Annotated in this window: 20 protein-coding genes; 12 read left to right on the forward strand and 8 right to left on the reverse strand. The window is 48.9% G+C overall.

The features are described from left to right. Nucleotides 1-22: 22 nt before the first annotated feature. The 5 genes from QHH00_04965 to QHH00_04985 all read right to left on the reverse strand — a co-directional run bounded on the left by QHH00_04965 (nt 23) and on the right by QHH00_04985 (nt 5,409). A complete protein-coding gene (locus QHH00_04965; protein MDH7508733.1) occupies nt 23-1,273 on the reverse strand; it encodes a M20 family metallo-hydrolase in 1,251 nt (416 codons plus the stop codon). A 149-nt stretch (nt 1,274-1,422) separates the two neighbouring features. Beyond that, nucleotides 1,423-2,286, reverse strand: coding sequence for a 3-hydroxybutyryl-CoA dehydrogenase (locus QHH00_04970; protein ID MDH7508734.1), 864 nt, complete (start codon nt 2,284-2,286; stop codon nt 1,423-1,425). Between the two features lie 29 nt (nt 2,287-2,315). Beyond that, entirely contained in the window at nt 2,316-3,491 is a 1,176-nt protein-coding gene (locus tag QHH00_04975) for an acetyl-CoA C-acetyltransferase (protein ID MDH7508735.1), read from the reverse strand. Between the two features lie 63 nt (nt 3,492-3,554). After that, complete coding sequence (locus QHH00_04980; GenBank protein ID MDH7508736.1) at nt 3,555-4,910, reverse strand: tRNA(Ile)(2)-agmatinylcytidine synthase; 1,356 nt, start codon at nt 4,908-4,910, stop codon at nt 3,555-3,557. Between the two features lie 106 nt (nt 4,911-5,016). Then, complete coding sequence (locus QHH00_04985; GenBank protein MDH7508737.1) at nt 5,017-5,409, reverse strand: hypothetical protein; 393 nt, start codon at nt 5,407-5,409, stop codon at nt 5,017-5,019. 122 nt (nt 5,410-5,531) lie between these two features. Between QHH00_04985 and QHH00_04990 the strand changes: the two genes are divergently transcribed. Beyond that, nucleotides 5,532-5,927 (forward strand): DUF3198 domain-containing protein, encoded by a 396-nt coding sequence (locus tag QHH00_04990; protein MDH7508738.1) that lies wholly within the window; start codon nt 5,532-5,534, stop codon nt 5,925-5,927. Nucleotides 5,928-6,175: 248 nt separating this feature from the next. Here the strand turns inward: QHH00_04990 and hflX are convergent, their stop codons facing one another. Further along, the gene (gene hflX / locus QHH00_04995) at nt 6,176-7,294 is read right to left on the reverse strand and encodes a GTPase HflX (GenBank protein MDH7508739.1); all 1,119 of its coding nucleotides are present in this window, start codon (nt 7,292-7,294) and stop codon (nt 6,176-6,178) included. Nucleotides 7,295-7,409: 115 nt separating this feature from the next. Next, on the reverse strand, nt 7,410-7,892 hold the full coding sequence (locus QHH00_05000; GenBank protein MDH7508740.1) for a DNA-binding protein: 483 nt from the start codon (nt 7,890-7,892) through the stop codon (nt 7,410-7,412). Between the two features lie 361 nt (nt 7,893-8,253). On the opposite strand from QHH00_05000, the gene QHH00_05005 reads away from it, so the two are divergent. After that, a complete protein-coding gene (locus tag QHH00_05005) occupies nt 8,254-9,495 on the forward strand; it encodes an ORC1-type DNA replication protein (protein ID MDH7508741.1) in 1,242 nt (413 codons plus the stop codon). Nucleotides 9,496-9,532: 37 nt separating this feature from the next. On the opposite strand, the gene QHH00_05010 is transcribed toward QHH00_05005, so the two are convergent. Next, nucleotides 9,533-10,618: a S26 family signal peptidase gene (locus QHH00_05010; GenBank protein ID MDH7508742.1), complete on the reverse strand. Its 1,086-nt coding sequence runs from the start codon at nt 10,616-10,618 to the stop codon at nt 9,533-9,535. A 124-nt stretch (nt 10,619-10,742) separates the two neighbouring features. On the opposite strand from QHH00_05010, the gene QHH00_05015 reads away from it, so the two are divergent. The 10 genes from QHH00_05015 to QHH00_05060 all read left to right on the forward strand — a co-directional run. After that, entirely contained in the window at nt 10,743-11,189 is a 447-nt protein-coding gene (locus QHH00_05015; protein MDH7508743.1) for a cytidine/deoxycytidylate deaminase family protein, read from the forward strand. Nucleotides 11,190-11,336: 147 nt separating this feature from the next. Beyond that, nucleotides 11,337-11,681: a hypothetical protein gene (locus QHH00_05020; GenBank protein MDH7508744.1), complete on the forward strand. Its 345-nt coding sequence runs from the start codon at nt 11,337-11,339 to the stop codon at nt 11,679-11,681. Next, nucleotides 11,656-13,650, forward strand: coding sequence for a V-type ATP synthase subunit I (locus tag QHH00_05025; protein ID MDH7508745.1), 1,995 nt, complete (start codon nt 11,656-11,658; stop codon nt 13,648-13,650). Before QHH00_05020 ends, QHH00_05025 begins: the two co-directional genes overlap by 26 nt. 5 nt (nt 13,651-13,655) lie before the next feature. Continuing rightward, nucleotides 13,656-13,880, forward strand: a complete 225-nt coding sequence (locus tag QHH00_05030; GenBank protein MDH7508746.1) for an ATPase — start codon at nt 13,656-13,658, stop codon at nt 13,878-13,880. 30 nt (nt 13,881-13,910) lie between these two features. Further along, nucleotides 13,911-14,468 (forward strand): V-type ATP synthase subunit E family protein, encoded by a 558-nt coding sequence (locus QHH00_05035; GenBank protein ID MDH7508747.1) that lies wholly within the window; start codon nt 13,911-13,913, stop codon nt 14,466-14,468. 4 nt (nt 14,469-14,472) lie between these two features. Then, nucleotides 14,473-15,534 carry an ATP synthase A1 subunit C gene (gene ahaC / locus QHH00_05040; GenBank protein ID MDH7508748.1) on the forward strand — a complete coding sequence of 354 codons (1,062 nt, stop codon included), beginning with the start codon at nt 14,473-14,475 and terminating at the stop codon, nt 15,532-15,534. Continuing rightward, nucleotides 15,534-15,842, forward strand: coding sequence for a V-type ATP synthase subunit F (locus QHH00_05045; protein MDH7508749.1), 309 nt, complete (start codon nt 15,534-15,536; stop codon nt 15,840-15,842). Before ahaC ends, QHH00_05045 begins: the two co-directional genes overlap by 1 nt. A gap of 1 nt (nt 15,843) precedes the next feature. Further along, nucleotides 15,844-17,577 (forward strand): V-type ATP synthase subunit A, encoded by a 1,734-nt coding sequence (locus tag QHH00_05050; GenBank protein ID MDH7508750.1) that lies wholly within the window; start codon nt 15,844-15,846, stop codon nt 17,575-17,577. Beyond that, a complete protein-coding gene (locus QHH00_05055) occupies nt 17,574-18,959 on the forward strand; it encodes an ATP synthase subunit B (protein MDH7508751.1) in 1,386 nt (461 codons plus the stop codon). The genes QHH00_05050 and QHH00_05055 overlap by 4 nt, the downstream gene beginning before the upstream one ends. A 2-nt stretch (nt 18,960-18,961) precedes the next feature. Continuing rightward, a partial coding sequence (locus QHH00_05060; protein MDH7508752.1) for a V-type ATP synthase subunit D occupies nt 18,962-19,321 on the forward strand: 360 nt, incomplete at its 3' end.

Here is a 19,321-nt window from a genome sequence, read left to right on the forward strand (position 1 = left end):
AGATCAATCGCTCGACTGCAGATCAGCGCTCGAACTGATCTGGATAACAAATCGTCGCAAGCATGACCGCAAAGACCTTTGCGTCGTTGATAAGGTTGTCCACCTTCGAATATTCATTGACCGCGTGCGCCACCCCATCAACCGTTTGCCACACGTATGCCTCGAACCCTGCCTGTCTGAAGAGATTGGCACATGTGCCGCCACCGATACCCCTTGCCACAGGTTCAATCCCTTTCACCCTCTTGATCGCTGATACAAGCGCGTTTATCGCGTCAGTGTTTGTTGATGAGGGGGGACCTGCCTTAGTCAACTGCTCTGTTTCAATCCTAATTCGCGCGCCTGTCCTCTCTTCAAACAACACAGCAATCGTCTCAACGGTTTTCCTGACCTCTTCGATCTCATACTCTGGCAATACGCGGAAGTCGAGATAGAAAACGTCCTCCGCCGGGATCGTGTTGATGTTACCTACTGTCTGCAACCGCTTCGTCGGCTCAAATGTAGAATTTGGCGGGATGAAGAGGTCATTCAACTTACCGTATTTTTCCGTCAGGTGATCGAGCAGGAAAGACATGAATTTCGATCCGACCTTCATCGCATTGATCCCCTTTCCAGGGGAAGAGGCGTGTGCCTGAATGCCTTCAACGGTGATCTTAAGCCAGAGGAGTGATTTTTCGGCGACCTCGATGACAGACCCGTCCGGCACACCATAGTCTGGCACATAGATCATGTCACCGGACCGGAACACACCTTCCCTAATGAGGAATTTGATCCCTTTTTCATTCCCGCACTCCTCATCAGCCACAAGCGCCAGACCCATTGTCTTTTCGCCAATCAATCCGAAACTGTTGATCGCCTTGGCGGCAAAGAGCGATGCGATAAGCGCCTGACCATTGTCCTCAGCGCCGAGACCATAGAGCTTGCCATCAACAACCCGAGGGGAAAACGGAGGATAGCTCCAACCGTCAAGATCTCCAGGCGGCACCGTGTCCATATGTGTGACTATCCACGCAGTTTGATCAGAAGAGCCCCTCTTCTTAGCAACGATATTTGGTCTCAAACGGAGGCGTACCCTTTCGTCGAGGGCATCGAACAATTCAATCTCTTCGAACCCGCAGCGTTCGGCGAGTTCTTTCAGATATCTCGCCCTCTCAAACTCCCCATCACCCCCATTCTCAGGGCCAATTGCGGGAATTCTGATGAGTTCCTTCAACGCTTCGACCATTTCGTCTTTATAATCATCTATGACAGCAAGCAGTTCATCAACGGATGGCATCAGATCACTCTAAATGAGAAGAGACTTATTTCCTTATAAATCATTATGGCCACGATTTCTTGTCCATGAAAACACCCACTGATCGATCATCCGCATGATCTTGAGTCAAAGACCCACGATTGATGTCCAGCCTGTTATTTTCTAGTTTGTCACTCGTATTTATGGAACCCCCAGCCAGTCTTTCTCCCGAGGCGACCTGCTTGAACCAATCTTCGGAGCAAGGGGCATGGCCGGTATTTCGGATCTCCATACTCACTGTAGAGCACTTCCATGATATTGAGGCAAACATCTAGGCCGATGAGATCGGCCAGCTCGAGGGGTCCCATCGGATGATTTGCACCGAGCTTCATGACCTGATCGATCGCCTCAGCCGATGCAACACCTTCCATCAAACAGTATGCGGCCTCGTTGATCATCGGCACGAGAATTCTATTCGTACAGAATCCTGGGAAATCGTTGACCTCGACGGGTACTTTGCCCATTCTAACGGCGAGCGCCTTAACCAGTTCCTTCGTATCATCGGCGGTCTGTACTGCCCGAATGACTTCTACGAGTTTCATGACCGGGGCGGGGTTAAAGAAATGCATACCGACGACCTTATCAGGCCGCTTCGTTGCCGATGCGAGTTCTGTGATTGGGATCGAGGACGTATTCGATGCAAGAATCGTATCTGGCTTGCAGATAGAGTCGAGGGATGCAAACACCTGCTTTTTTGCGGCCCGGTCCTCGAGGATCGCCTCGATAACAACATCCGAATCCGCTAGGTCTTCGAGTCTAACCGAGCCCCTGATTCTCGACATTATACTCTCCTTGTCTTCCTTTGTCATCTTCCCCTTTTCAATCGCCTTACTCAGGCCCTTCTCAATTTTCGCAATTCCGCTCTGAATGAATGAATCACTGATATCGTTCAGGATGACTTCATACCCACTCTGCGCAGCGACCTGCGCGATACCGCTCCCCATCGTCCCTGCGCCGACAATGCCGATCTTCCTCACATCATCAATCTTCTTCATCTCATTCCCCCCAAGACCCTCATTGTTCTTTATTTCCTAACAATCATGGCGACAGCGTTTCCACCACCAAGGCACAGCGTTGCCAGACCGGTTTCCTTATTCCTGTCGTGCATCGCGTAGAGGAGTGTTGTCAGGACTCTGGCACCACTGCACCCAATTGGGTGACCGAGTGCAACTGCGCCACCATTTACATTGAAGATCTCCTCGGGAACATTGAGCTCTCTCTTGACAGCGACAGAGGCCGTCGCGAAGGCCTCGTTGTGTTCGAAGAGGTCGATGCGGTCGATACTCATGTTGTTCCTTTTGAGGAGCGCCCTGACCGTTGGGATCGGCGCTTCCATTATGTATTCTGGTTTAACCCCACCAGTGTTGTAATCGATGATCGTCGCCATCGGTTTAATCCCCCTCTCCTCCGCGAATTCCCGCGAGGCGACGACGACCGCTGCGGCTCCATCACTGATCTGTGATGAGTTTCCCGCTGTGACGATACCGTCTTTTTTGAAAACCGGTTTCAGTTTTGCCAGTGACTCCATAGAGACATCTGGGCGGACGCCCTCATCAACCTTAAACTCGATATCTCCTTTCTTCGTGCTAATTTTGTATGGGACGATTTCCTTCTCAAACCGTCCAGATCGAATTGCCTCGAGTGCCTTGGTGTGGCTCTGATACGCGAGGAGGTCTGCGTCTTCCCTCGTCACCCCATACTTCTCCGCCACAATCTCACCAGTCATCCCCATCAACATGCCCGCATTCGAATCGAAAAGGCCATCGAAAATCATATGGTCGACGACTTTACCGTCATTCATCCGATAGCCCCACCGGGCCTGCGGGAGCAAATACGGTGCCGCACTCATGTTTTCCATTCCTCCGGCAACGATCACATCGTACTCCCCAGCCTTGATCGCATTCGCAGCGAGCATAACTGCCTTCAGGCCGGATCCGCACATCTTGCTGATGTTGAGCGCACCGATCTCGTACGGAAGACCGGCCCTGATAGCCGCCATCCTCGCTGGGTTCTGCCCGACGCCAGCTGGAAGACAAATGCCCATGATACATTCCTGAATGTCGGTAGGCTCCAGCTGGGCCCTCGATACGCTTTCTTTTATCACGTGCGCCCCGAGGTCATAAACTGGGATGTCCTTAAGTGCTCCACCAAATTTTCCAACAGCTGTTCGAACAGCGCTGAGTATTACAACTTCTTTCATCAAGTACCACTCCTCGTTCACTAAATGATAGTCGGACTTCGCTGCGTGACTAACAGTTGGTGATTATTTTAAAATTGCCTGAGTTTCTGTCGGCGATCGACAAAATCGTAATGGCTTTTGCAGAACTCTCTTTAGCGGCTTGCTCAGGTGTCTGCGGGAACAAACTGGAGGTTCGTACCACCCGATCTGGATTGGCCGCGGGACAATGCGGTAATCAGCATCTGCTTCGGATGCCTTACTTCCGCATCGGCGACACCGATAGCCAGCGCTTCTTCCAATCGATTTCATGCGCTTCCCGCAGGAAGGGCAAACTGGATTCCCAGTCTTTTCCCTCGATTCTACTAAATCAAGGACTCTCAATTTTTCGATGTTAAGGGTTCTGGGTTCGTCCCTCAACTCCCCGTAAACGACGATCCGATCGCCGGGATTCAGCGCTCTAATTACATCCCTGAAACTTTTTGAAGGTTCATACGCCGTACAATCAATCGGCATTCGATACTGGTCTGGTAGCATCTTGAACACTACATGCCCTCCCTTGATCGTAGTAGGTCCTCCGAGTACAACGCCTTTAACAGCATAAGACCTGCACGGAGTTAATTCCCTCCAATCTGTAATGATGTGGTCGTCCGTACCCTGATTGGTGAGGTAAATGAGCCATCGTTCTGCAGGTTCGCCCTTAATCGATTGCATCGCAGGGACGAGTTCATTCACATCGTCACCCCTGATGCCAAAAAGGATGGGACATGGCGAATGTGGCGCGATCGCGATTCTCTCCTGCCCAAGATCATAATTGTTAAACGTCGATGGAAATGTTGAGTCCAATGACTTCACGGTGCTCTCATCGATTTCACGTTCTGTCCCCCACTTATTCTCGAAGCGGTAAGTAATGATTTCATAGGTCCGATCTTTTGGCCGCCAGGCGGCTGCGGCTGTCGCACCAATGATTCCCCTTCCACCGGAGAGTTCGAATTTAATCGCACCGATTCTTTTCAGTTCCTCCTCTACAAGTCCCCTTTCCACGATACTGCGTACAGCGTTCCAGTAGAAAGATTCCCGTGGTTTCGTCCTCGTGACGACGAGGCCAGGGCTCGCTCCCTCCTCCGTCCTCGCCCACCGCTTGAGGACTTCGCCACAGCGTTGGGCGACTTCCTCAAGCTTCACGTCGCTCTCTCCCCGCTCATACGAATAAACTGGTGACCCAGAGATCATACCAATTTGGGTCTTCTTCCCCCGCCCATGTCCAAAACGCATGGCAATCGCCCCATTCCCGCGCGTCTTCCATGGTACAGCGGGATTGAGGCGGACGAGGCGAGGGAATCCGATAAGATCGTAGCTTTCAAGCTCCTCGATGATCTTGGTCGCGAGAAAAGTTGTGCACATACCCTCTGTCGAATCGGTATCGTCGAACGCAACGATCATTTCGTTTCACTCTGACCTGGGAGACACGGGCAGAAATTGTTCTTTAATTTTTCGCAAACACCGCGAGGACAAACGAGTCAGTAGAATGACCCAAATGATATCTTGTTCAACAATGGTGCAAAAGAGAGGTCGGCGAATTCACCATATCGAGATCGTAGGGCTCGATCGATTTGATGAAAACGAAATCTCCGCTCTCCCCGACATCCGCAATCACTTCCACCACTGGTTGAAGATCTAATCCTTCTTCTTCCACCAACGAGAATTCGCAGAAGGCACGAATTTCGTGGCCGAACAAATCGGAGAGTTGGAGGATCCAACCATTCTCACTCTTCCGGATACTTTCGATCGAGCAGATCAGATGGACGCGTTGGCCTTTCTCATTAGGAAGTTCTTCAAAATTTGCAATCGTGTGGACACTGAAGTCCGTAATGAGGAGGAGCACACTGATGTTCACCGCCGCCAATACACAGAGGACTACGACCTTACGGTCTAGTGTCATCAGTCGTGCATATTTTCAACAAAAGAGGTGGAGCTTGCGGTTACAATCAAACTTATCCCCGTCACATACAGAATTCATTTTTATCGTTTGTCATTGACTCTGGGGCTAATGAATAAGGGTTGTTGAACGCCAGAAAATTGAAGAGCCGCCTCGCCCATGCGTTGACTATGGGGAAACCGATACATGTTGAGTTGGCACCCGTGTTTTCTATATGTCTCTCACTGCTCGGCCTTGCCCTCCTAGGAATCGCTTTGATGTCCCTTTTCATGGGTGTCCTTTTTGTTACGACTGGATGGGCTTATTGGTTGCTTCTAGTTGGATTAATTTTTGCCCTTTTAGGGGGCGCTTGGCTTTGGAAGTTCTTATCGATCCTCACGAAATATAGAAAATTACTCGCCACGAGAAGTAAGTCCGAATTCATTACGAATCTTGACGAAATTGAGTATATGGCCTGGAAACTCCCATCGAAATATCAAAGAGAACTTGACTTGAAGCGGAATGAACTGAAAATAAAATAAAAGAATCTTATATAAAATAGATTTTGTAATAAATCGGACGATCGTTCTTATAAGGGGGAGACCCCTTTATTTCCACTGGAAATATGTCTCCCACGGCGTACACCACGTGCAACTCCACGAGTTTTAACTTTTGAACGACTAGGTTTAATATCGTCGAGTGTTAAGCCCCTGGCAACTTTTCGCAATATGTAGAGACATTAACAGTGCCATCGTAAATAATAGCATTGACTGTTATTTCTCGAGCTGAGTCAAGAGGCCAGATAGCTTGTTTCTGTGACGTGCCGAATATCTGATTTTAAATGATCAAAAGCTTCAAAGTAGCCCTTGATTCTCTCAATAAGGGATTCGATTCCAGCTTTTGTTGAAGCGGAGACGGCAACGATATTATTTGATTGGATTCTATTTGAAACAAACCTCATCCTTTCCTCAACCTCTAGAGAGTCTAACTTGTCGATTTTATTCAGAACGACAACCACTTTTCTAAAGTCTACATCGGGTAGCAGGATTTTCATCGATGCATTGAGTTTTCTTTCTATCTCAGAAATTGGATCTGAGATATCTAAAACAAGTAACACAAGGTCAGCAGCGAAAATCTCATCAATCGTGTTTCTAAAAGATTCGATAAGAAAAACAGGAAGATTATCCAGAAAACCAATTGTATCTATTAAAATAAGATCCTCCTTGATATTCGCAATACGCCCTCTCAGCGGTTTCAATGTGGAGAACATTTTCGGCTCAACTATAGTATCTTTTTTAGTAAGGCTAATGAATAGGCTCGACTTGCCTGCGTTCGTATAACCAGCTAAAGAGACGACTGGCGGCCTAATTTTCTTTTTGAATCCTATATAGAGATTGTTTTCTCTCAGTTTTTTCAGCTCATCATCAATTTTTCTTATCCTCTTCTTAATAAGATCGTAGTAAACCGCCGCTTCGTAGTCGCCGCTAGAAAAATGACCTGCCCTCTCCCCTTTTTTCGTCCGGTGGATCCAATCCCTAATGAATGGAATTTCATACTTAAGTCTGGCCTTCTCGACCTGTAACTTTGCTTCTTTGCTATTGGCACGACTTGCAAAGATCTCGAGAACTAAGCTCACTCGATCTATGCATTTGATATTCAACATCCTTTCGAGATTGTATTGTTGTGACGGTTTTAGATCCCCATTAACTATGATCGTATCTACGGCCCTGCATCGAAGAACGGTCCTGACCTCGTCGATCTTTCCTTTTCCTATGAACGTCGACGAATCGGGGATATTCCTACGTTGAATAATCTCATAAATCACTTCATATCCCGCAGATGCTGCAAGTTCTTCAAGTTCTGCGACTTTTTCATTAGTTGTAATGATCGCTGCCGTTTGCCAACTCATATTCAAATCTCTTAGCTTTTTTAGGAAATATTAATCAATATCGTTATTTGAAGTTATTTGATTGAAGTGGGGTAGCTAAAGCCCGCACAAAGCCTGGAAATATCCAATGTTCTAATCACATCTCTTCACTACACTTTATGTCCAGTTCAAAGTATCCTGTCTTCGGATTTAAACGCCGTCCTAGTTCTATCTTTGTAAACTTTCTGATCAATACTTCATTAAGTACGTTAACCGTCCCCTTAAAAAGATGTCCCCCAAATGCTTCGAATTGATCGCTAGAGACAGAACAGTGAAGATGTATTGGTACCTCTGTACCAATTGTTATTGAACCCGATAGGGACAATAATTCATGTGGTTTTTCAAAATATTTTTTGATGTATTCTTTTCCTGTGAAGTAGCCAAGGGTGAACTCCCTTAGTATACCCACCCCGCCAAGAACCCAACCGTTCTTTACATCATATCTCTTTGACACTTCAATTAGGCTTGAATGCACATCCTCGCCGTCCTCAAGCTTAACAATAATAATATCTTCTTCGTGGCTGCAAATCAAAATTTCCCCTCCTATTTTTAAATCTAATAACAGATTTTTAGTATTCATAATTTCGTGGCATCAACCTTCTGCATCCAAATCCTACACATGAAGTTGGTAATTCCGATTCTCCGTTAAGCAGTCATGCATTAATTTATGTTGCCAGATGAGAAAAAACCCTATACGAATTGTCGGGATCGGCCGAGGCTAAACTTCCACAGGAAACGAAGGGGTTGGGCCGAACAAGATCAACAGCCAGCAACAACATTTTATTGAACCAGTGTTCCGGTCATTTGTGTGTGCAAAATAAAAATAAAGTTCTTGTAATCAACCAACCTATTCATTCCGGTAATCGGATCTCGATATGATCTCCAATCGAAATGAAGGGGTGGGATATTTTTGTTCCCGCACCTTCAGCCATATGGGGGGAGTGCCCTTGGATGAGAACATCTTTCAACCGTATCTCAAGTCAAAGTCATTATTTAAAAGAAATCGAGAGATCTTACGACCATCGTATATACCAGATGAACTTCCTCATAGACAGCAACAGATCAGCCAATTGGCAGCAGTTCTCGCTACAGCTTTGCGGGGCGATAGGCCTTCGAACGTGTTAATCTTTGGGAAAACGGGAACGGGAAAAACAGCATGCGTGAAGTATCTGGGAAATGAGATTAGGAAGGCCGACGCCACATCAAACCGCGTTAACTTTTTCTATATGAATTGCGAAGTCGTTGACACTCAATACGGAGTACTCCAGAACATCGGGAACAGATTGATCAGCGATTTCGGTGAGAGAATTCCGTTTACTGGTTGGAGCACAGAAAGACTCTATAACATTTTTCGGGAGAGAATCGAAGAGGAGGGGAAAGTCAACATCATTGTTTTGGACGAAATCGATAAATTGGTTTACAAAAGCGGTGACGATATTCTCTATCACTTGTCAAAGATAAACGATGACCTCGTGAAAGCCAAGGTATCGCTAATCGGCATCTCTAACGACCTCACTTTCACTGAATTCCTCGACCCCCGCGTCAAAAGCCGTCTTGGCGAAGAAAAAATGGTCTTTCCACCGTATAACGCTGAGCAACTACAAGACATACTCAAGCAGAGGGCCGCACTTGCGTTCGAAGAGGGGGTCTTGGAGTCAAGTGTTATCCCGCTTTGCGCAGCCCTAGCGGCACAGGAACACGGTGATGCGCGGCGTGCACTCGATCTATTGAGGGTTGCAGCAGAGATCGCAGAACGCAACCGCGATGATAAGATCACAGAAGCGCATGTATACAAAGCAAAAAACAAAATCGAGCTCGATTGTGTTACAGAGGCGATTAGGACGTTGCCAACGCAGTCGAAACTCGTGCTCATGAGTATTGTAGTAAACGAAGAGAAAGGTCGGGAAAGGCTTACGACAGGGGACGTTTACGAGGTTTATAGAGAGTTGTGTAGGGCCGTTGGTGTAAGTGTGCTGACGCAGAGGAGGATCACTGACCTTATCTCGGAACTAGACATGCTCGGTATCATCCATGCCCGCGTCAAATCGTTCGGTAGAGGTGGTCGGACCAAAGAAATTGAGCTGAGTGTTCCGCCTCATGACGCAAAGAAAATACTGGAGGAGGACGAGATGCTCCAGGGCCTCAAGAACTTTAAACCCAAGACTCAAACTACGTTGATTTAATTATACATCTCTCAGTGCGGGACTAGTTAAGTACGATTCATTCTCGTCTCGATCCGCCTTTTCCCCTATCTTTCCCTTTTTCTTGTTGTGCCATTTTTTTATCAATTTTCGGAGGCCCCTTCCCCCCTTCCCTGTTTTTATTAGTCTTGGTCGCTGCACGCTTCTCGTCCATGTCATGGTCTTTTATTCTCGGTAACTCATTATCTCCCTTTCTTTTAGAGGGGTGTCTGAGGCTGAATTTCTTGGTCCAGCCAAAGATTTCCATTCCCCTTCTTTTTAGAACAACATTGAGGATGTCGATCCCGATCGGTACGATAATAACGACGGCGATTGTGATGAATAAGTTTGTTTTACTGTTCTCGGGGATGTTTTGAGGCGCAGTCCCGCTGACCCATAGCTTGAGCAACCCAAACCACGGTATCTCCCCTCGCGCCTTTCCGATAACCCATTCATCCTTTACAGGCTCGCGAAAAATCGAGATTTGATCATAGTATCCGTAGAGGACGCCACCCTCGCTGAAAACATTGTGATCGCCCATCGTGATATAGCCACCGTGAGGTGTCATATCTCGCGACTCAAAGTACTGGAGTATGCTGCGGAGGTCGAGTCGAAGCGTTACATTCAGATATCCAATTCCATAAATCTCGACGGCAGTCCGAAGATTCCACCATGTATGATCCCCTGTTGGTAGAACTTTCCATTGCCAATCTGGAAGTGATGCAAGTGAGGGAATATCGAAACCGCCACCGGTGGCATTGTAAATGATCTTGCAAATCGCCCTGTGAATGACCGGCGTAGAAGGAGAATTATCACCCTTCCTATATACAATGACATCGCCATATTCACCGTATGTTATGTGGCCTCTTTCAATCCCATCGATATAGGTTATGATGTTATCGCCACGCGCTTTTTTCACAATCACGATGTCTCCCGTATCGATGACACCGATGGAACTCCTCGAGTCGCTGTGTTGCATGCTGCTCGACTCGACAACGACGAGCGGGGGCCAGACTGAACTATAGGCGAAAAGCACCAAGAGAATAATCATAATCGTAGCTGCAGCGATTCCGATATTAACTAGCACCCTCCGTATCGCCTTAACGACCATTGTGTCACTGACCAAGTTGCTGATCAGCATCTCTTATTATAAATAATTGGGCTTCTCGTGGGGCCTAATGATTCGGTGTTTGCGCCGTCTTTCGAGATGCAAAAATTGGATATAGGAATCGACAATACGCCTTGTGACAATGACGAGACCCGATAACGATACGTACTTCATGAAAATGGCGGAGCTTGTAGCCACACGGTCGACCTGTCTTCGTAGGCAGGTTGGTGCCGTGATCGTAAAAGAGAAAAGGGTGCTTACGACAGGCTACAACGGTGCACCTCGTGGTCTAAAGCACTGTGGGGAAGTCGGTTGCGTAAGGGCGCAAAACCACATCGAGTCGGGAACGAGACACGAACTATGCCGTGGGGTACACGCTGAACAGAACGCGGTCATCCAGGCGGCATATTTTGGCGTGAGTATTAAGGGTGCCACGATTTACACGACGAATTTTCCGTGCGTCCTGTGTGCGAAGATCCTCGTCAACGCTGGGATCGAAGAAGTCGTTTACAAAGATGAATACATCGACGAACTCTCTAAGAAAATCCTAAGCGAAAGCAACGTCCGTGTTCGCAAATTTGAGGGATAATGTTCGGCGAACGCCGAAGTGCCTGCGGAACCAACCGTCCAAATATCTGGCTATAAATAAAGTTATTTTCGACTGCTCGACGATCAAATAACTAAACGTATAAATACGACAAGGATGTTCAACTCGCAGCTATCCGGGGAGAGTCTGGTGACACGAGCTGAAACGCTTCTCGAAATCAAGAAAGCGGAAGAAGAGGCAGAACAAATCGTCCGGGAGGCTCAGGAAAGGAGAAAAATAATTGTCGCCACCGCCCGGCGGGAAGCCGCGGAAAGAATGAGAGAGAGCGAGGAGAAGCTCAAGGCCGAGTTTGAATTAGCTGTTTCCAGGGAAAGAAGCCGCATCGCATCTCAAAAAGAAGAAATCCTCAAACGGGGGCGGGAGGAGGCTGAGAAGATCAAGAAACTGGCCGATGAGCGCATCCCAGAGATCAGACTTTATCTAAAGAACGCTTTTGAGAGGGCGATCGATGCTGCTACCAGAACAAATGGTTAGAGTTCTCGTCGTCGGTTCTAAGGACCTCTTAGAAAAAACGGTCGACCTGCTGTACCAAATGGAATGCGTGCATCTGATCGACTTTCCATCGGATGAAAAAGGGTTCACACTCGGCTCACCGCTACCAGCTGCATCTGATGCATCCCAGAAACTGCTGAAATTGAGGGCGATGCAGAAAGACCTTGGCATTGAGGAAGTGAAGGAGATCGAGCGCATCAGAACAGATGTGCTCGCAAGAGAACTCGACCAGATGATTGAAACGCTTCATCAGGAAATTTCAGATATTGTCGAGTCGAAGAAGAAAATCGAGGTCCGGTTGAGCGAATTAGAGCAGGAGAGAAAGAATATTGAGCCTTTTGTCGCTTTGCCTCTAGAGTTCGATCTCTATAGGGGTTACAAGTCTCTAGTCGTCTTTACTGGTTACATAAAATTTGATCCGGAAGGGGTCATCAGGGAGTCTATTGAGAAGTTTGAATTGTTCAAGAGCAAAGATGGGAGATTTATTGCGTTGTTTGTAGCGAGAGATGAGGCCGAGGAAGCTCAGCGCATCCTCGTTCAACATGGGTTTTCTGAACTTCCTGTACCACCAAGAAGTGGAAGACCAGAGGAGATCCTGAGGTCCATTGTTGTGGAGGAGGAAACTTTACGGAAAAGTATCGCTGACTTATCAGAAAAACTCGGGAAATTGAGGGAAAAGCACGCTGCATTTGCGCTCGCGGCAGAAGAACATCTCAGTATCATCGTGCAGAAAGCCGAAACGCCTTTGAGGGTCGGGGCGAGTGCCCACTCCTTTATCATCGAGGCATGGATACCAGAAAAGAATTTAGAACAACTCAAGAAAACATTTGCTGACAGCCTCGGCGAGAGAATTTACGTAGAAATACTCGAAAAGAGGGAAAGGAGAGTAGCTGAAGGGCATGAGGATGAGAGGGATGAAGCGCCTGTTAAGGTCGAAAATCCGAGGCCATTCAATCTTTTCGAATACCTCGTTGAGCTGATCTCGACGCCAAGATATAACGAGCTCGATCCAACCCCCCTGATCTCAATTTTCTTCCCGATCTTCTTTGGTCTGATGGTCGGGGATGTTGGGTACGGGATTCCATTCGTCATCCTTGGCTATCTAGGGTTGAAAAAATGCACGAGCAATGAGTGGCGGACGATCGCGACAATGCTCTTCTTCGGCGGTATATTCACAATAATATTCGGTCTATTCATGTTTGGGGAAGCTTTTGGTCTGCACTTTGCACCGAGTCCTCATGGTGAAATCACCTGGTCAAGCTTACTCGGCATTGAAATCCCGCATCATATCGAGGTCGGAGCTTTATCGATCCCACTGGGCCTCTTTAGCAAGCTCCATGATGTAAAAATGCTTTTGTACATAAGCGTCTGGATCGGTATCATTCATCTCTTCGTCGGGTATGCACTTGGGTTCATCAACGTCACAATTCGACATGGCCTGAGACATGCGGTTCTTGAGAAACTCTGTTGGCTTCTTATTTTAGTCGGCGCTGTAATGCTCGGGTTAGTCCTGCTGGACGGGCTGGTTCTTTCGAAACCTTTGGTCATGACTGACGCGAGGATGATTGGTGGTCTTACCACATTAATCCTCGGAATCATCATCGGGTTCAAGGGAGAAGGTGCGAGTGTTATTTTAGAACTGCCTGGATTGGTCAGCAATATCATGTCGTATTCAAGGTTGGCGGCAATCGGGATGTCGAAGGCAGGCATGGCCCTTGCCTTTAACATGATCGCGATAGAGATGATCGCCCCCGGTGGCGGTGTGATGGTCGCTATCGCTTTCGCTGTCTTCGCCGTCGGACACATGATGATCTTTATCCTTGCGGTGATCTCCGCGGGGTTGCATGGGATCAGGTTACAATATGTTGAATTCTTTACGAAGTTCTATGAGGGTGGAGGTCTTAAGTTCAATCCACTGAGAATCCGAAGAAAGTATACAACGGAGGTGTGAAAGAAATGGCAATAGAAGCGGGTTTGATCGCATTGGGTGCAGGTCTCGCGGTCGGTCTTGCTGGGCTCGGCGCGGGGCTTGCTGAGAAGGACGTCGGTACTGCAGCCGTCGGTGCCATGGCAGAGAACGAGAAGCTCTTTGGGAAGGGCCTTGTATTGATGGTCATTCCAGAGACGATCATCATTTTCGGGCTCGTCATGGCGATTCTGCTGTGGACCAAGATGGTATAAGGGTAGCAATTCGCAACAGGGAGCCTGATCATGGCGCTCGATACTGTAATCAGGGATATCCTAGAGAAAGCTAAAACAGAGGCAGATAAGATAATTGCAGAGGCGCAAAGGGAGCGAGATTCGATATCGAAGGAGTGCGAGGAATCGATCGCAAAGAAAAAGCGAGCGCAGGAGAAACAGCTCGAGGAACTTACTCGACGTCTCGCCCAGCAAGAGATCTCGAGTGCCGAGTTGGAAGCGAAGAAGATCGTTCTGAACGCGAAAAAGGAGATGCTCGATCGCGCGTTTAGTGAAGCCCTTCGTGAAATCTATGGAATGGATCGCGAGAGCAGGGCGAGGGTTTACAACAAGATCGTCGAAGGTGCGAAGACGATTATTCCAAGGCCGAGGATTGTTTGCCCGAAGGGTGACGCCTCGCTAGTCCAGAAAGACGCTACCGTTCTTGCCGTCGTCGAAGATGACATGGAACCTGGATTGATCATCGAAAGTGAAGACGGTTTAATGCGGCTGGACTTCAGATTCCGGACGATGCTCGAGGATATCTGGGAAAGGGAAATGAAGAAGATCTCGACGATACTGTTCGGGTGAACCTATGCAGCGATTCTGGGGGAAGAAGGGAAATTACGCATATGTCTGCGCAAGGATCAAAGCAAAGAAGAGCCTTCTTCTCACAAAGGATGTCTATCCAAAGCTGCTCATGATGGACCTGAACGAAATCGGTCGGTTCCTCGGAGAGACACAGTACCACGTGGAGATGACGGAGCTTGCCTCGAGGTATTCAGGCGTCGATCTAATTGAATTGGGAACAAGCCGCAATCTCGCGAGGATTTACAGCCAAATCATCGGGTTCAGTAGAGGTGAGCTGCGGGAAATGATCTGTGGCTATCTCGGACGGTGGGACGAGTGGAACATCAAGACAATCCTCAGGGGGAAGTATTCCGGTGCGAGCATAGAGGAGATACAGGAGGATCTCGTCCCAGCTGGAAGACTTGGTGAAGACACGCTAAACACCCTCCTCGCACTCGAAACCGTGGAAGAAGTCCTCGAAGCGCTGAGGACAAAGGAGGGCATCACGATCCCCGAGGAGGTTATCGCAGCTTACCGCGAAAGTGGAACGCTCGAGCCACTCGAGGAATATTTCGACAAGGTCTACTATTCTCGCCTTCTCGCCTCTATCAGAACAAATACAAAACCAGGGAAGCTTTTTCTCGCATTCGTTCAGAAAGAAATCGATGTGACAAACCTAAAGACGCTCCTCAAGCTGAAGCGCGAGAATGTCCCACCTGAAAGGTGCAAGGGATATTTTATTGATGGCGGCAGTGAGCTTACGATAAAGGAGTTACTGCGCCTCGCAAGTGTCGAGAACTTCGACCGTCTGGTCGAGGAGCTCGCCAAGTTCTCCTTCTACGAGGACATTAAAGAAGGGCTGCTCATTGCGAAGGAAAAGGGATCGCTGATCGAGGTGACGCTGGCACTGCAGAAATACCTCGTGAAGCAATCTGAGACATTCTCACACATTTATCCACTCTCGATCCTACCAGTACTCGATTATATTATAAGAAAAAAGATTGAGGTCGATAATATTAGGATCATCGCCCGCGGAAAGGAAAGCGGGCTCGATATCGAAGTAATAAAGAATTTATTGGTGGTTTGATGGAGATCGCCGTACTTGGCAACGAGGAATTCATACTCGGGTTTCGGCTCGCAGGTGTTACGCGTGTTTATAGAGCCGAAGGGGTCAAGGAATTTGAAGAAAAATTGCTAGAGCTGCTACAGGACACATCAATCGGCGTATTGGCGATCGACTCATCTATCCTTGAAAAATTAAGTGCAAGCACGCGGAAAAAAGTGCTCGAGAACATTGCGCCGGTCGTCGTTCCAGTGGGCCGTGAGGAAGGCGACCTGAGAGACAAGGTCAAACGGGCTATCGGTGTCGATTTGTATAAAACGCAGAGGGATTGATATGGCAAAGGTTGGCGAAATCTACAGGGTGGCCGGGCCGGTCGTTACGGCGACTGGAATTTCACCGAGGATGTATGACGTCGCCCTGGTCGGCGAAGAAAAGTTGATGGGCGAAGTCATCAAAATCTATGGAGACAAGACGGTCATCCAGGTGTATGAGGATACTTCTGGGTTGCGGCCGGGAGAAAAGGTGTTGGACACTGGGCAACCGCTCCTTGCAGAATTAGGTCCAGGGCTTCTAGGTAGCGTGTATGATGGAGTCCAGCGACCTCTGCCGGTTCTCATGAGCGCTATGGGCGACTTCATCAAGCGGGGGGTCACAGCGCCAGGACTAGATAGGAAGAAGCGGTGGAATTTTGTGCCTGTTGTGAAGAAAGGTGACGAGGTCAAACCAGGCGCTATTATTGGCAGTGTCAAGGAAGGCCATATGGATCACAAGATCATGGTTCCTCCAGATGTTTCTGGTACAGTTGAATGGATTAAAGAGGGTCAGTTCACTGTCGAGGAGCCAGTATGTTCCGTTTCGGGAAAAGAAGTGACGATGATGCAGAAATGGCCTGTGAGGACAGCGAGGCCGATCGCTCGTAAATCGATGCCCGATATTCCACTTGTAACTGGACAGAGGATTCTGGATACACTCTTCCCCCTCTCAAAAGGCGGTACTGGTGCAATCCCCGGTGGTTTTGGCACGGGTAAGACAGTGACGCAGCAGCAGCTTGCAAAGTGGAGCGACGCGGATGTTGTCGTGTACATAGGTTGCGGTGAGAGAGGCAACGAGATGACCGAAGTTCTCGTAACATTCCCGAAGCTGGAAGACCCCAAAACAGGAAAACCACTGATGGAGAGGACCGTCCTCATCGCCAATACATCGAACATGCCGGTTGCTGCCAGAGAAGCATCAGTCTATACAGGCATGACGATTGCTGAGTACTACCGTGATATGGGATACGATGTCTCTTTGATGGCAGATTCAACGTCGAGATGGGCAGAGGCGATGAGAGAGATTTCATCAAGACTCGAGGAGATGCCTGGTGAGGAGGGATTCCCAGCGTATCTCGCAGCACGTCTCTCCGACTTTTACGAGAGGGCTGGCAAAGTGGAGACCTTATCTGGTTTGAATGGATCGGTTACTGTTGTCGGTGCTGTCTCTCCGCCTGGCGGAGACCTTAGTGAACCTGTAACGCAAAACACACTCAGAATCGTTAGAGTCTTTTGGGCGCTCGATTCGAAGCTCAGGGAACGAAGACACTTCCCTGCTATAAACTGGCTGACCTCGTATTCATTATACACTTCGAACCTGGATGCATGGTTCCGGAAGAATGTTGCCGAGGACTTCCCCGAGCTCAGAGCCTGGGCTATGGAAGTCCTTCAGAGGGAGGCTGAACTGCAGGAGATCGTCCAGCTCGTTGGTTCTGATGCGTTGCCTGAAGAACAGAAATTAACCCTGGAAATCGCAAGAATGATCAGGGAGATTTTCCTCCAGCAGAACGCGTATCACCCCGTCGATACCTACACGCCTCTCAAAAGGCAGTACGTTTTCATGAAGACGATCAAGCGCTTCAGCGAGCTTGCTAGACGGGCGGTAGAATCCGACGTACCAGTTGAGGCAATCACGGAACTACCTGTCAGAATTAGATTCACAAAATCGAAGTTCGAGCCGAACGTCGATGAAGAGCTCGAGGCGATCAACAAGGAAATGGAATCTCAATTTGAAGGTCTTGGGGGGAGGGCATGATCTCAAAAGAATACCGTACAATCTCTCAGATCGCAGGCCCGCTTGTCTTTGTCGAAAAGACAGAACCTGTGGGGTACGGGGAGCTCGCTGCCGTCTCACTACCTGATGGGACGGTGAAGCGGGGGCAGGTTCTTGACACATCGCACGACTTCGTTGTTATCCAGGTCTTTGAAGGGACTGCCGGCATCGAGAAATCGTCGGGGGTGCGCTTTCTCGGCGAGACGATGAAGATGCCCGTGTCTCAGGACATGCTCGGGCGTATTCTCTCCGGGTCAGGGGAACCACTCGACGGAGGGCCGCCTATCGTGCCAGAGGAACGTCTTGATATCGTTGGTTCGGCGATTAATCCCTGGGCGAGAGACGAGCCAAAGGAATTCATTCAAACAGGGATCTCAGCAATCGACGGGATGAACACCCTTGTCAGGGGACAGAAGCTCCCGATTTTCTCGGGAAGTGGCCTGCCACACAACGATATCGCACTTCAGATTGCGAGGCAGGCAAAGGTCCGTGGAAAGGAAGAGGAATTCGCTGTCGTCTTCGCAGCTATGGGAATTACAAACGAAGAAGCGCAGTACTTCATGGCGGATTTTGAAAGGACTGGCGCACTCAAGAGGGCCGTTGTCTTCATGAATCTCGCGGATGACCCCGCGATCGAAAGGATCATCACACCAAGGCTGGCACTCACGACGGCTGAATATCTCGCGTTCGAGCTGAACATGCATGTTCTCGTTATCCTCACTGATATTACGAACTACTGTGAGGCGTTACGTCAGATCGGTGCTGCTAGAGAGGAGGTACCAGGAAGAAGGGGTTATCCAGGTTACATGTACACAGATCTCGCTACGCTATACGAACGCGCTGGCAGAATCAAAGGAAAGAAAGGGTCGATCACGCAGATCCCGATTCTCTCGATGCCCGGTGATGATATCACTCACCCGATCGCCGACCTGACGGGTTATATCACTGAGGGCCAAATCGTGGCTGCGAGGGACCTGCACAGAGCCGGCATATACCCGCCGATCAACGTCGGTGCATCGCTTTCGAGGTTGATGAACGCTGGTATTGGCCCAGGATTGACAAGGGAGGATCACAAGGCAGTCTCAGACCAGTGCTACGCCGCATATGCGGAGGGTAGGGACCTCCGGGGGCTAGTCGCTATCGTCGGTAAGGACTCGCTTTCTGAGAGGGACAAGAAGTTCCTCGAGTTTGCCGACCTCTTCGAACGCCGCTTCGTCAGGCAGGGCAGAGAAGAGGACAGGGACATCGAGACGACACTCGAGATCGCGTGGGAGCTGCTTGCAACTCTACCGGAGTCCCAGCTAACTCGAATCGATAGGAAGTACATCGAGAAGTATCACCCCGCGCATCGAAAGAGTGAGTGACGATGGTTAAGCGTGAACTTAACCCGACGAGGTCCGAGCTCCTCGAGATCAAGAAGAAGATCAAGTTGACCGAGGCTGGATATAAGATTCTCAAAATGAAACGCGACGGCCTCATCCTCGAGTTCTTCAAGATCCTCGAGGAGGCGAAGGACGTGAGGGCGAAGATCGTGCGGGACTACGAAAGGGCGACGCAGAAGATCGCAATTGCAAAGGCGGTTGATGGAGTCATTGCTGTCAAGTCAGCTGCATTCGCCCTCAGGGCCCATCCAGAGGTAAAGTTGCGTAGCAAGAACATCATGGGCCTCGTTGTGCCAGAGATTGAGACGACGAGCATCAGGACGACGGCCGAGAAGAGGGGGTAT

It is taken from the genome of Methanomassiliicoccales archaeon, assembly GCA_029907465.1.
GTDB lineage: Archaea > Thermoplasmatota > Thermoplasmata > Methanomassiliicoccales > JACIVX01 > JACIVX01.

Bases quoted from the DNA above. Each gene is read 5' to 3' on its own strand.
- QHH00_05030 (MDH7508746.1), top strand. From the start codon at position 13,656: ATGGCAATAGAAGCGGGTTTGATCGCATTGGGTGCAGGTCTCGCGGTC.
- QHH00_04980 (MDH7508736.1), bottom strand. From the start codon at position 4,910: ATGATCGTTGCGTTCGACGATACCGATTCGACAGAGGGTATGTGCACA.
- QHH00_05015 (MDH7508743.1), top strand. From the start codon at position 10,743: ATGACGAGACCCGATAACGATACGTACTTCATGAAAATGGCGGAGCTT.
- QHH00_05025 (MDH7508745.1), top strand. From the start codon at position 11,656: ATGCTGCTACCAGAACAAATGGTTAGAGTTCTCGTCGTCGGTTCTAAG.
- hflX (MDH7508739.1), bottom strand. From the start codon at position 7,294: ATGAGTTGGCAAACGGCAGCGATCATTACAACTAATGAAAAAGTCGCA.
- QHH00_04975 (MDH7508735.1), bottom strand. From the start codon at position 3,491: ATGAAAGAAGTTGTAATACTCAGCGCTGTTCGAACAGCTGTTGGAAAA.
- QHH00_05055 (MDH7508751.1), top strand. From the start codon at position 17,574: ATGATCTCAAAAGAATACCGTACAATCTCTCAGATCGCAGGCCCGCTT.
- QHH00_05045 (MDH7508749.1), top strand. From the start codon at position 15,534: ATGGAGATCGCCGTACTTGGCAACGAGGAATTCATACTCGGGTTTCGG.
- QHH00_04985 (MDH7508737.1), bottom strand. From the start codon at position 5,409: ATGACACTAGACCGTAAGGTCGTAGTCCTCTGTGTATTGGCGGCGGTG.
- QHH00_05050 (MDH7508750.1), top strand. From the start codon at position 15,844: ATGGCAAAGGTTGGCGAAATCTACAGGGTGGCCGGGCCGGTCGTTACG.
- QHH00_05035 (MDH7508747.1), top strand. From the start codon at position 13,911: ATGGCGCTCGATACTGTAATCAGGGATATCCTAGAGAAAGCTAAAACA.
- QHH00_04965 (MDH7508733.1), bottom strand. From the start codon at position 1,273: ATGCCATCCGTTGATGAACTGCTTGCTGTCATAGATGATTATAAAGAC.
- ahaC (MDH7508748.1), top strand. From the start codon at position 14,473: ATGCAGCGATTCTGGGGGAAGAAGGGAAATTACGCATATGTCTGCGCA.
- QHH00_05000 (MDH7508740.1), bottom strand. From the start codon at position 7,892: ATGAATACTAAAAATCTGTTATTAGATTTAAAAATAGGAGGGGAAATT.
- QHH00_04970 (MDH7508734.1), bottom strand. From the start codon at position 2,286: ATGAAGAAGATTGATGATGTGAGGAAGATCGGCATTGTCGGCGCAGGG.